The 11951-nt window shown below is 72.3% G+C and carries 13 protein-coding genes; 6 read left to right on the top strand and 7 right to left on the bottom strand.

Features of this window, described 5'->3' with window-relative positions; all coding sequences use genetic code 11:
• From ABZ641_RS15095 to ABZ641_RS15075, 5 genes are all read right to left on the bottom strand, one after another.
• Positions 1-364: LLM class flavin-dependent oxidoreductase (locus ABZ641_RS15095; RefSeq protein ID WP_359982070.1), on the bottom strand; the 364-nt coding region annotated here is incomplete at its 3' end.
• Between the two features lie 14 nt (positions 365-378).
• Positions 379-1461, bottom strand: coding sequence for an LLM class flavin-dependent oxidoreductase (locus ABZ641_RS15090; RefSeq protein ID WP_359982068.1), 1083 nt, complete (start codon positions 1459-1461; stop codon positions 379-381).
• Positions 1458-2834, bottom strand: coding sequence for an NtaA/DmoA family FMN-dependent monooxygenase (locus ABZ641_RS15085; RefSeq protein ID WP_359982065.1), 1377 nt, complete (start codon positions 2832-2834; stop codon positions 1458-1460). The genes ABZ641_RS15090 and ABZ641_RS15085 overlap by 4 nt, the downstream gene beginning before the upstream one ends.
• A gap of 26 nt (positions 2835-2860) precedes the next feature.
• Positions 2861-4072, bottom strand: a complete 1212-nt coding sequence (locus tag ABZ641_RS15080) for an LLM class flavin-dependent oxidoreductase (protein WP_359982063.1) — start codon at positions 4070-4072, stop codon at positions 2861-2863.
• Positions 4073-4561: 489 nt separating this feature from the next.
• Positions 4562-5008, bottom strand: a complete 447-nt coding sequence (locus tag ABZ641_RS15075; RefSeq protein WP_359982061.1) for an Lrp/AsnC family transcriptional regulator — start codon at positions 5006-5008, stop codon at positions 4562-4564.
• A 93-nt stretch (positions 5009-5101) separates the two neighbouring features.
• Between ABZ641_RS15075 and ABZ641_RS15070 the strand changes: the two genes are divergently transcribed.
• The 3 genes from ABZ641_RS15070 to ABZ641_RS15060 all read left to right on the top strand — a co-directional run bounded on the left by ABZ641_RS15070 (position 5102) and on the right by ABZ641_RS15060 (position 7407).
• Positions 5102-5920: an LLM class flavin-dependent oxidoreductase gene (locus tag ABZ641_RS15070; RefSeq protein WP_359982058.1), complete on the top strand. Its 819-nt coding sequence runs from the start codon at positions 5102-5104 to the stop codon at positions 5918-5920.
• Positions 5917-6357 (top strand): nucleoside deaminase, encoded by a 441-nt coding sequence (locus tag ABZ641_RS15065; RefSeq protein ID WP_359982055.1) that lies wholly within the window; start codon positions 5917-5919, stop codon positions 6355-6357. Before ABZ641_RS15070 ends, ABZ641_RS15065 begins: the two co-directional genes overlap by 4 nt.
• A gap of 105 nt (positions 6358-6462) precedes the next feature.
• Positions 6463-7407: a 2-dehydropantoate 2-reductase gene (locus ABZ641_RS15060; protein ID WP_359982052.1), complete on the top strand. Its 945-nt coding sequence runs from the start codon at positions 6463-6465 to the stop codon at positions 7405-7407.
• A gap of 525 nt (positions 7408-7932) precedes the next feature.
• Here ABZ641_RS15060 and ABZ641_RS15055 read toward each other — a convergent pair.
• A complete protein-coding gene (locus tag ABZ641_RS15055) occupies positions 7933-8754 on the bottom strand; it encodes a MerR family transcriptional regulator (RefSeq protein ID WP_359982049.1) in 822 nt (273 codons plus the stop codon).
• 144 nt (positions 8755-8898) lie between these two features.
• On the opposite strand from ABZ641_RS15055, the gene ABZ641_RS15050 reads away from it, so the two are divergent.
• The 3 genes from ABZ641_RS15050 (at position 8899) to ABZ641_RS15040 (ending at position 10595) form a co-directional block, all read left to right on the top strand.
• On the top strand, positions 8899-9078 hold the full coding sequence (locus ABZ641_RS15050; protein ID WP_359982046.1) for a hypothetical protein: 180 nt from the start codon (positions 8899-8901) through the stop codon (positions 9076-9078).
• A 514-nt stretch (positions 9079-9592) separates the two neighbouring features.
• On the top strand, positions 9593-10129 hold the full coding sequence (locus tag ABZ641_RS15045; RefSeq protein ID WP_359982075.1) for a cysteine dioxygenase: 537 nt from the start codon (positions 9593-9595) through the stop codon (positions 10127-10129).
• Between the two features lie 31 nt (positions 10130-10160).
• Positions 10161-10595, top strand: a complete 435-nt coding sequence (locus ABZ641_RS15040; protein ID WP_359982073.1) for a rhodanese-like domain-containing protein — start codon at positions 10161-10163, stop codon at positions 10593-10595.
• A 166-nt stretch (positions 10596-10761) separates the two neighbouring features.
• Here the strand turns inward: ABZ641_RS15040 and ABZ641_RS15035 are convergent, their stop codons facing one another.
• A complete protein-coding gene (locus ABZ641_RS15035) occupies positions 10762-11871 on the bottom strand; it encodes an aryl-sulfate sulfotransferase (protein WP_359982043.1) in 1110 nt (369 codons plus the stop codon).
• Between the last annotated feature and the right edge of the window lie 80 nt (positions 11872-11951).

The raw sequence follows: 11951 nt of genomic DNA, 5'->3' as shown, positions 1-11951 counted from the left end.
GGCGCCGGGCGGCCGGTAGCGGTCTGCCCCCTGAGCGGCCGAGGCCGAGGTCGAACCGGCCGGGGTGCAGCGCGTCGAGCAGTCCGAACTCCTCGACGGTGGAGAGGGCGGTGCGGTGCCCGAGCTGGACCGCACCGGCGCCGAGCCGGATGGTGGAGGTCGCGGCCGCGGTGAGGGCGAGGACGACGGCGGGCGAAGCGCCCGCGACGCCGGGGTTGAGGTGGTGTTCGGCGAACCAGTAGCGGGTGTAGCCGAACCGCTCGGCTTGCCGGGCCAGGTCGATGCTGTTGGACAGGGCCAGGGCCGCGGTGGATCCGGAGCTGATCGGGACGAGGTCCAGAACCGTGAGGGGGGTGTTCGCCATGCGTGGTCCTCGGGTCAGTGCGGTGCCGGGGCGGGCTCGATGGGTTCGACCGGCCCCCAGGGCCACGGCGGGTCGGGTATCGCGCGCCGGAGCGCGGGCGCGATGTCGGACTGGAACAGTTCGAGGCTGTCCCGGTGCCGGGCGTCCGGGAGGCCGTCGGCGTCGGCGTGCAGGTGCAGCACGCTGTGGCCGAACTGCTCGTGGTAGCGGTGCACCTTCTCGATCACCTGCTGCGGGCTGCCGATCAGCGCGGAGCTGCGTTCGACGAAGTCGTCGAGGGTCTCGAAGACGGGCTCCAGGCCGAGCTGTTTCTGGAGGGCCAGCCGGCCCTCGAAGACCGGCCGGTAGACCGAGAGGGCCTCCTGCGAGGTGCGGGCGGCGTAGTAGCCGGCGGTACCGGCCCCGACCACGGCCAGGGCCGGGTCGTGGCCGTGGTGCTCCCACCGCTGCCGGTAGTGGCGGACGAGTTCCGCGTAGGGCCCGATCGGATGGGTGACGTTGGCGGAGAAGAGCGGGTCCCCGTGGCGGGCCGCGAGTTCGACGGATTCCCGGCTGGTCGCGCTGCCGTGCCAGACCCGGATCGGCTGCTGGAACGGCCGGGGCAGGACCTCCGCCTCGATCAGCTCCGGGCGGAAGCGGGGCGAGTACGTCACCTTCTCCTGCCGCCAGATCCGGCGGAAGAGTTCGTACGACTCGGCGTTGCGCTCCCACTGGTCCTCGGGGGTGACGCGGAAGAGCTCGCGTTGGGCAGTGCCGTTGCCCTTGCCGATGACGAGTTCGAGGCGGCCGCCGGAGAGGTGGTCGAGGGTGGCGTAGTCCTCGTAGGCGCGCACCGGGTCGAGCAGGCTCAGCGTGGTCACCGTGGTGAACAGGCGGATCCGCCGGGTGAGGGCGGCGATGTGGCTGAGGACGACGGGCGGGGAGGAGGAGATGAAGGGCCGTTCGTGGCGCTCGCCGACGCCGAATCCGTCGAATCCCAGCTCCTCGGCGAGCAGCGCGTTGTCCAGGACCTCGCGGAAGCGGTCGTGGGTCGACTTCTGCACACCGGTCACCGGATCGGGGGCGTGCACGATGAGGGTGATGGCCAGGAACTTCACGATGCCGCCCGGGCGTTCGTGCCGGCCGGCCGGGGGTGGGCGAGCCCGAGGTGGTCGCGCAGCGTCCCGCCCTCGTACTCGGTACGGAACACGCCCCGCTCCTGGAGCAGCGGGACGACGGTGTCGGCGAACTCGTCCAAGCCGCCCGGCGTAAGGTGCGGGACGAGGATGAACCCGTCGGCGGCGTCAGTCTGCACGAACTCGTCGATCGTTCCGGCGACCGCCGCCGGTGTGCCGATGAAGGACTGGCGTCCGGTCACCTCGATGATCAGCTCGCGGATCGAGAGGTTCTTCGCCTCGGCCAGGGCCCGCCACTCGGCCGCCGTGGCGATCGGGTCGCCGAACATCCGCACGGAGGCCCGGCCGCGGGCGACGGTGTGCTCGCCGGGCAGCGGGTCCACGGCGGGCAGCGGCCCGTCGGGGTCGTAGGCGCTGAGGTCACGGTTCCAGAGCTGTTCGAGGAGCCTGATCGCGGTCTGCCCGCTGACCTGCTGCCGGCGGATCAACGCGGCCTTCTCGTGCGCCTCGGCGTCCGTGTCGCCGAGGACGAAGGTGACACCGGGCAGGATCTTCAGCTCGTCCGGAGAGCGACCGTAACGGGCCAGCCGTCGCTTGACGTCGGTGTAGAAGGCCCGGCCGGCCGCCAGGGTGCCGTGGCGGGTGAAGATCGCATCCGCGGCCGAGGCCGCGAACTCCCGGCCCTCGTCGGAGTCGCCGGCCTGGAAGATCACCGGTCTGCCCTGCGGGCTGCGCGGGACGTCGAAGTGCCCGGCGATGTCGAACTGGCCGGTGCGGTGGTCGAACCGGCCCGGGTCCGGGGCGCGGAGGAAGGCCCCGGACTGCTTGTCCGCGACGATCTCGTCGCCCTGCCAGGAGTCGAAGAGTTCCACGGCGGCGGCGAGGAACTGACGGGCTCGTTCGTAGCGGTCCTCCTGCTGCAGGAAGCCGCCGCGGCGGAAGTTCTCGCCGGTGAACTCGTCCCAGGAGGTGACGACGTTCCACGCCGCGCGTCCGGCGGACAGGTGGTCCAGCGAGGCGAACTGCCTCGCCACTTCGTAGGGTTCGTTGAACGTGGAGTTGATCGTCCCGGCCAGTCCCAGCCGGTCGGTGACGGCGGCCAGTGCAGCGAGGACGGTGAAGGTGTCGGGCCGGCCGACGACGTCCAGGTCGTGGATCTCGCCGTTCTGTTCGCGCAGTCGCAGTCCCTCCGCGAGGAAGAGGAAGTCGAACTTGGCGCGCTCGGCGGTCCGGGCGAGGTGGACGAAGGAACTGAAGTCGATCTGGCTGCCGGCGGCCGGGTCGCTCCACACCGTGGTGTTGTTCACGCCGGGGAAGTGCGCGGCGAGGTGGATCCGCTTGAGGGGCTTGCCCATGGTCGTGGCGTCCTTCCGGCCCGGTCTCAGGCCGTGGTGGCGTAGTGGTTGGCGGGACGGGGCAGGCCGAGCAGTCCGCGCAGCGTGTTCGCCTCGTACGCGGTGCGGAAGGCGCCGCGGCGTTGGAGTTCGGGCACCAGGTACCGTGTGATCTGCTCCAGGTCGTGCGGGAGGGCTCCCGGCCGCAGACGGAAGCCGGTGAGACCGACCCCTTGCCGCTCCTGCAGGAGGTCGGCGAGCTGTTCCGGCGTTCCGGTGAAGACCTCCGCGTCGCCGGTGTGGGCGGCACCGGTGCTCTCGTCCAGCCGGGCCCTGCGGTCGGCTGCGGCGCCCGGGCTGCGGTCGAGGAACACCAGCAGGTCGCCGAAGACGTGGACCGTCTCGTCGGCGCGGCCCGCGGCCGCCTGCTCCCGCCGGATCCCGGTGACGATCGACCGGGCGTGCTCGTCGTCGCGCGGGGTGACGAATCCGAGATCGGCCGAGCGGGCCACCAGCCGGTACGGCACGGTGTCGTGCGCCAACGCGGCGACGACGGGCTGGCCCTGGGGCGGGCGCGGGGTGATGGACGGTCCCCGCACGCTGAACCTGCGTCCCACGAAGTCGACGTGGTGCAGCTTCCGCCGGTCGACGAAGCGGCCGGTGGCGACGTCACGGATCTCCGCGTCGTCCTCCCAGCTGTCCCAGAGCCTGCGGAGCACCTCAACGTAGTCGTTGGCCTCGTCGAAGAGGTCGGCGACCAGGGCCTGGCCCTCGGCCGAGGCGAGGCCTTCGGCCGGCAGTGCGGGCACGGTGCGGCGCCCGAAGTGCGCTGCCTCGTCGGCGCGTCCGGAGACCTTCAACCGGACCCCTGCCCGCCCGGTGCTGACGAAGTCCAGGGTCGCGATCGCCTTGGAGACGTGGAACGGCTCGGTGTGGGTGACCACGGCGGTCGGGACCAGCCCGATGTGACGGGTCAACGGCGCAACACGGGCGGCGACCAGCACTGCGTCCAGCCGGCCCCGCACCTGGTCGGTCCGTCCGTCCGGCCCGTCCGGCAGCGAGGACTGCAGGCTCAGGGAGTCCTCGAGGGTCACGAAGTCCAGCAGCCCGCGCTCGGCTTCGGCGACCAGGTCGGCCCAGTAGCGGGCGGTGAACAGTTCGGCGGGGCGGGCACCGGGCTCCCGCCAGGCGGCGGGGTGCCAGCCGGCGGCGTCCAGGGCGACGGCCAGGTGGAGGGGGGCGGGTGACGATCGAGGCATGGGCGTGCTGCTCCCGTGGTGCGCCGAACGGCGTCCGTGCCCGCGGTCGGTCGCGGCCGGAGGGTCGGCGGAGGTATGGAGGGGCTAGGCGGTGGTGGCCGGTGCGGAGACCGGCAGCTACATCGGACAGAGCGCGGCGGCGATGCGCAGCAGATCGATGTGGCGCCGGGAGAAGGTGGCGACCGCGCGGCACCGGGTACGGACGGCGGCGGTGCGCACCTCAGTGGTCCTCTGCACCGTCGTCACCTCCGTCTGGTCCGAACTCGCGCTCGCGGCGCCGTCGCCGGCCCACCGGGCCTCACCCGGAGCCCCATCGTGAGGGGGTGGCCAGGTCGGGAAGCCGGGGCTGCGCGACTGACGCTCTTGAACCTGATGCACCGTAACCCGGCGGATCGGTCGCGCACAATGCTGCCTGCGGAGCGCGGACCGCGCGGGCGGCCGGTCGGGGCGGTGTCCACCGGCTCGGGGGTCCGGGCGGACCGGCTGCCGTCAGGGTCGGTCGGGTCCGCGGCAGGGCAGTGTTTGGCTGTAGACGACGCTGGTGGTCGTGCTGCCGAAGCCGGCCAGCTCGTCCACGAGTGTTTCCAGATGCTCCATCGAGGTCGCGGCCACCTTCAGGGTGTAGCAGTCGTCACCGGTGGTACGCAGGCACTCCAGGATCTCCTGCCGCTCGGCGAGCAGCCGGCGCAGCGGTTGGTGGCGGTTGCCCGGGTACTTCAGCCGGACGACGGCGAGTACGGGATAGCCGACCTTGGCCAGGTCCACCACCGCGTGGTAGCCGGTGATGACGCCCAGGGACTCCAGGTTCCGCACCCGTTCCGTGGTGGCCGAGGAGCTGAGTTTCACGCGCCGCCCCAGCTCGCTGAGGGAGATCCGGGCCTCTCGCTGCAGCTGTTCGATGATCGCCCAGTCGATGTCGTCGAGATTCACGGCCATGACGCGACTCTACCGGCAGAGCCACGGGAGAAACCCGCCACTGCCGGGAAAGACCGGTTCCTCGTGCGGTGATCGCCGCGATAGCCTCGGATCATGGAACTCGGCGTCAACGTACCGAACTTCGGACCGGGTACCGATCCCGGCGTACTGCGTGAATGGGCGCAGATCACGGAGGGGCTGGGCTTCGACCTCCTCATGGTGTCGGACCATGTGGCCGTCACCCCGGACGTGGCCGAGCGCTACCCGGAACCGTTCTACGAGCCGTTCACGACGCTGTCCTGGCTGGCCGGCCTCACCAAGGGGCTGCGGCTGGGCACGACCGTGCTCGTCCTGCCCTATCGGCATCCGCTGCTGGTGGCCCGGATGGCCACCACCCTCGACCGGCTCAACGACCGCGGGTTCGTCCTCGGGGTGGGCGTCGGCTGGGCCCGTCAGGAGTTCGACGCACTCGGCGTGCCGTTCACCGCGCGCGGCCGGCTGACCGACGAGTACCTGGGCACCCTGCGGGACGTCCGGCGCACGGAGGCCGAGGCCGGTGCCACCCCGGTTCCCGTCTGGGTCGGCGGCCACAGTGCGGCGGCGCTCCGGCGTGCCGCCGGGTTCGGCGACGCCTGGCATCCGCTGCGGCTCTCCGTGGCCCGGATGCGCACGGTCCTGACGGACCATGCGCTGCCGGCCTTCGCACCCCGCATCGCCTTGCGACTGACCGAAACTCCGGTCGACGACCCCGCACGGATCGCCGGCGTCGGCACCATCGAGCAGGTCCTCGACGACCTCGAGCAGCTCCGCCTGCTCGGCGCGGACACCGTCGTGCTCGACCCCTACCACGGAGACCCGGAGGAGACCCGCCGACCCCGTACGGCCTGGCAGGCGCTCACCGAGGTGGCTTCCCACTGGAGGACGGCATCATGATCACACCCACCGACGAGGCGTTCCTGCGCCGCGCGATCGGCATCGCGGCCGCCGCCGTCGCCCTGGGCGACGCACCGTACGGCTCCCTGCTGGTCGGCCCGGACGGCACGGTCCTCGCCGAAGCCCACAACACGGTACGGCGCGACAACGACATCAGCGCCCACCCGGAACTGAAGCTGGCCCGCTGGGCGGCCCGCGAACTCGACCCGGACACGGCCGCCCGTACCACGATGTACACCAGCTGCCAGCCGTGCGGCATGTGCACCGGCGGCATCGTCCGCTCCGGCATCGGCCGGGTCGTCCACGCCCTCTCCACCGAACAACTCGTCGAACTCAACCCGCAGTCGGGTGACTGGCCGACGGTGGCGCAGGACGGCCCGGCCCTGTTCGACGAGGCACGCGCCCCCGTCGACGCCTACTACCGGCCGAGCCCGTGACACCGGCCCGGGAATAGCCGGCCCAGCGGTTCCGTTGGCTGGTGCACCGAACGGTCGATCATGCATCGGCGCAGCAGCCGGCGGCACGGAACGGGGAGCGATACGGTGCGGATTCTCGTCGTGGGAGCAGGGGCCACCGGAGGGTTCTTCGGCGGGCGGCTGGCGCAGGCCGGACGGGACGTCACCTTCCTGGTGCGGCCGCGCCGGGCGGAGGTGCTGCGGGAGCGGGGGCTGCGGATCGTCGGACCGGGCACGGAGGAGGTGCTGCGGCCGGCCCTGGTGCTGCCCGGGGAGCTCGACGGCGCCTACGACCTGGTGCTGCTCTCGGTGAAGGCCCGCGCGCTGCCCCGCGCACTGGCCGACCTGGCCCCGGCCATCGGCCCCGGTACGGTCGTGCTGCCGTTCCTCAACGGCCTGGCCCACCTGGACGCCGTCATCGAGCGCTTCGGCAGCACGACGGCACTCGGTGGGGTGGTGAAGGTGATGGCCTCCCTCGACGCCGACGGCGACGTGCGGATCCTGGGCACGCTCGACGGCACCACGGTCGGCGACATGGCGATCGGCGAGCTCGCCGGCGGCTCGAGCGCCCGGATCGAGCGGCTGGGCCGGGAACTCTCCGGCGCGGGCTTCGACCTCACCGTCTCCACCGACGTCCGCACCGCGATGTGGCACAAGTGGGCCTTCATCAGCACCCTGGGCGCGCTGACCGCACTGATGCGCGGCACGGTCGGCGATATCGTCGCCGCCGGCGGCGCCTGGCTCGGGCCCGCACTGCTCGCCGAGACGGCCGCCGTGGCGAAGGCGGCCGGCCACCCTCTCACCGAGGCACAGCTGTCCGGAATCACCGCTGGCCTGACCCTCGAGGGCTCCACCGACACCGCCTCGCTCTACCGCGACACGGCTGCCGGCCTGCCCACCGAGGGAGAACACGTCCTCGGCGACCTGACCGCCCGGGCCCGCACCCTCGGCATCAAGACCCCGCTGCTGGACCTGGCCACCCTCCAGCTCCGCGTCCACGACCACCGCCTGGCGACCGCCGCCGAACACTGACCGTCGGCCGCCGGTCGCCCCTTCCCGAGACCGTCCGGGCGCCCGGGCAGTTCCGTTCAAATCATGGGGTGCAGACCAGCGCTGCGCCCGGGGCGGGACACAGTACCCACTCGGCCAGCAGGACCAGGAGGGACGGGAACACCCCGCCCGCCGCCCGGTCGACGCCGCCGGATCCGCCCGACGGAAACGGTCCCGCCCCGCGCTGCTCGCGGGACGGGACCGGTGCTTGCCCCAGTGCAGACGGGACCGTACCGCACCCGGCCGACAGGCAGAGCCCACCACGCGCCGCAGCAGCCCCCGACGGTCAGTCACCAAGGCGCCCGCCGCCCCGGGCAGGACAAGGACCGCGCACGCCGGGCCCGGAGGGGGCGACCGGTCTGGCGGCGCGACAACGCTACGCTTCGGCCGGGGCGCTCGGGCGGTTCCACCAGCGGCGGGATCCCGGGCGAAGCCCGAGGCGGCTCGTACCACGCTCGATCGAGTGACCGGGTGCGGCGGTACCCGACACCCGGCCGTTGTCGTCGGTCAGATCCGGGTCACGGGAGCCTGGAGTTCCGTCACCCAGTCGTCGTGGTTCGCCGGGCACTCCAGGTTGATCTCCCGGGGGTGTCCGGCCGCCTGGTAGCCGTTCTCGTCGATCCACCGGGCCAGGGCCTGGGCCGCAGGCAGCACGGCGTCCATCGAACCACGGTGCACGATGGTCGCCGCCTCGCCGAGGGGCGGCAGGTCGAGCACCCGGAGGGCACCGTCCCGGAGGGGGGCGGAGACCTGCACGGCGGCGTGAACCGTGATCTTGCCGTCGCCCTCCGGGGCGTCCTCGTAGTAGGCGACACCGGGACCCGCGGGAGTGATGCCCGCAGCATCCAGGCGCCGGAACAACTCGCCGTAGAGCGGCCCGATGACCGGACCGATGTCCTCGGGGTCGAAACTCGCCGCGATCGCGGTCAGCTCGGCTACCCGCACGACCGGAACACTCTTGATGACGACGTCGTTGATGGGCATGCACCCCTCGCTCTCGATTGCTCGGAGCCTCGCTTCGACTTGCACCAGCCGTGCCGCCGCTGCGGCCATGGCCTCCTCCAACTCGGCCCGTCGCAGGCGCAGCATGGCGCGCAGTTCCTCGGTGGTGACCCTCTCGTCCAGGATCTCCTGGACCTGCCGGAGGGAGAGACCGAGGTCCTTGAGCGCGATGATGCGGTTGAGGCGGGCAAGCTGGGCGGCCGTGTAGTGGCGGTAGCCGGTGGCGGGGTCGACGTGGGCCGGACGCAGCAGGCCGGTCGCGTCGTAGTGACGCAGCATCCGGACCGAGACGCGGCCGTGCCGGGCGAAGTCTCCGATGGTGAACATGAGGTCTCCGAGTTCAGCGCCTGACACCGTGTGAGGGTCAAGAAGCTACTCGGCCGCGGCGGACGACGGGGCCGAGGAGCCGCGCTGGCGGGGGCGGTGCCTGCCCTTGGAGGGGTGCTCGTACGCGGACACACCACCGCTCCCATGCCAGGGCGGCCCGGCGACGGCATCACCGATACCGACCCTCAGGAGGCCGGCCACACCAGCACCGCCCAGCCACCGGACGGTCGCAAGGACATCCTCCTCGCCCAGCTCAGCAACCGGCCCTCGCGCTCGATCGCCCGCACGCCCCGGCTGCCGGGCTTCAAGGAACGAGCAGCTTGACCTCTTGCTGGCCGGTGATGGTGGTGCCGCTGCCGAGCTGGTCCTCATCGAGGGTGACGGCTTCGCTGCGCAGGCCGCCCCAGCGGCTGCGCAAGCACCGGCCGGACACCCGGGGGCGAGCGGCCGGCCCGGTGCGCGGGGCGGTTCTCCCGTCCCAGTCCTACCGGTCGTGGAGGTGCTGCGCCCCGCCCCCCGGGACCGTCGTGCTTGACCGTGTCACGGTCTCCTGGTTCACTGCCGATCGTGGGACCCATCGACCTCAGGCTCTTCCGGCGCACGCACCTGGACACCGTCCGGTACGCCGGCTGCCTGTGTTGTCGCAACGCCGTCTGATCGCAGCGCAGCCTTCGAGTCTTCCGGGCACTCCGCCAGCGCTTTCCCAGGTACACCTGTCGCGGCCTGCACTCGTGCACCCCCGCGTACCCGATCGGCCGGCTCCGGACCGCGTCACCATCCGCAGCCCGCGACCGGGCGCCCCCACCGCAGGACAGTTTCCTTGCTCCACACATCCGGTATCGCCGTATCCAGCTCCGCCTGGAGCATCCCCGCCGCGCACACGGACGGGCCGACCGCCGACGAGCTGCTCGCATTCGTTAACCGGGCCGCGGCCGATCCCGGGATCCTGGGCAGGGTGCCTCGCAGGTCCGAGGAACGCACGTGGATCTCGTTGCCCGCGCCCGGCGGCGCCGAAGCGTGGGTGATCGGGTGGCCTCCGGGCGCCGAGACCGGCTGGCACGACCACGGCGGATCCCGTGGCGCCTTCGCCACCGCGGCGGGACTGCTGCGCGAGGGCTCGATCGCCGTGGAGCTGCCCCACCTGGGCCGGCAGGTGCTGGAGCTGGCCGACGGCGTGGACCGCCACCGGGAGCTCCCCGCCGGCCGAGGCCGCGCCTTCGGCCCGCACCACGTCCACCAGGTGGTGAATCCGTCCCGGGCCGAACACGCCGTGTCCGTCCACGTCTACTATCCCCCGCTGCCCCTGATGCGCCGGTACACCCGCGACGACCGGATCCTGCGGCTGGCGAAGACCGAGCAGTCACAGGAGTGGTGATCATGACCGGAACCCCAAGAGCGTCGACAAACTGCTGGAGGAGACCCGGCACCGCCTGGGCCGCCTGACACCGGACCAGGCCGCCGCAGCCGCACGCGAGGAAGGGGCACTGCTGGTGGACACCCGGTACGGCGCACTGCGCGACCGCGACGGTCTCGTCCCCGGATCGGTCGTCGTGGAACGCAATGAACTCGAGTGGCGCCTCGACCCGCAGTCCCCCTACCGGTTGCCCCAGGCCACCGGCCACGGCCTGCGGGTGATCGTGCTGTGCAACGAGGGCTACGCCTCCTCCTTCGCCGCGGCCTCGCTGCGGCAGCTCGGACTGTGGCGGGCCACCGACGTGATCGGCGGCTTCCAGGCCTGGGCGGCCGCCGGCCTGCCGGTCACCCCACCGGGCGCCGAGCCGTCCGCCCCGACTGCCCACCTCTCCCCGCACGCGCCCGACCCGTCTGGGCGAGCGGGCTGATTCCGCCGGTCGGGACCACCTGGTTCCGCCACAAGCGGTCGGGGCGCGTACACGGGGACGAGGTCCTCGGCCGTCGGTCGTCATCGTTCTCGGCCTCGCGGGTGCCCTGCCGGAGCCGCCGGGACGCGGGAGCGCCCCGGCCGCAACCCGGAGTGTCGGACCGGTGTCAGAGCCAGGGGATCTGCTCGGCGGAGTACCGGTAGGCCCGGAAGACGGCGTTCTGCGCGCCACGGGAGGACTCCAGGCCGACGCCCTGGCCGAAGGCACCGAACTCGGGGACGACGAACTCCCACACCACGTCGCCGTCGGGGGTGACCTCGAAGAGGCGGCCGAAGGAGCCCTCGGCGATGAAGGTGTTGCCGTTGGACAGGCGCTGGGCGCTGGACATGTAGGGGCTGTAGAAGTTCTGCGGCGGGTTGTCCTCGTACGTCCAGACCGTTCGGCCGTCCGCCGGGTCGATCTCGACGACGCGCGAGTAGGGCACCGAGGTGGTGTCCCGGTAGGTGCCGTTGTCGAAGACCAGGATGTGTCCGTCGGCGAGCTCGTGCGGGTAGTGCTGCTGGGCGAGCACGTCCGGGCCGATCCGCCAGCGCACCGAACCGTCCGCACGGTCGATCGCCACCGCGGTGGAGGCGCTGCGGAAACCCACCACGACCCCGCCGTCACGGAGTTCGTTGACGGTGTTGGCCATCGGCCAGTGCTCGCGCGCGAAGTGCGCGTTGAGCGGCGTCTGTTCGGGGTCGAGGTGCTCGATCGCTGCCCAGCGCCACACCACCTCGCCGTCCCAGGTCAGCTCGTACACGACGTCGCCGTGGATCACTCCGCCGGGTGCCTCGGAGCCGGGGATGCCGCCGCGGATCCGGGCGGCGTCGGCGGCGGCGAGCGGTTCGACACCGAGCACGAGCAGGTTGCCGTTGCGGAGCACGGAGGCGTCGTGGTGGTGATAGGGGTGGCGGACTTCGCGCACCACCGTGCCGTCGGGCGCGATCTCCTGGAGGACACCGCCGTGGTAGACGTCCCAGATCGGGAAGAGGCTGGGGCTGTTCGTGTCCTTGCCCTGGTAGAAGAGGTTGCCGTTGGCGAGCAGTTGCGCGTGCCGCCCGGGCGGGTGCGGCAGCCGCCAGGTGTGGGCGGGGCGGCCCTCTATGTCGATCAGGTGGACGTCGCCGGGGCCGGCGATCGGGGTGTAGAGGGTGTAGCCGCCCCAGCTGCGCGCGGGGTCGTGGGCGCGCAGGCCGAGGCCGCGCCGGCGGAGGGTGTTCTGGTCGACGGTCATCGGGAACTCCTGGACGGGTCGGGTAGGGGGATTCAGCGGACGGTCACGGCGGCCGGGTCGGCAGCGGCGAGCGGGCCGGT

Source organism: Kitasatospora sp. NPDC007106 (genome assembly GCF_040634455.1).
GTDB classification, from domain to species: domain Bacteria; phylum Actinomycetota; class Actinomycetes; order Streptomycetales; family Streptomycetaceae; genus Kitasatospora; species Kitasatospora arboriphila.
Note: the sequence above shows the minus strand (reverse complement) of the source record. Positions and strands in the feature narration are given on the sequence as shown.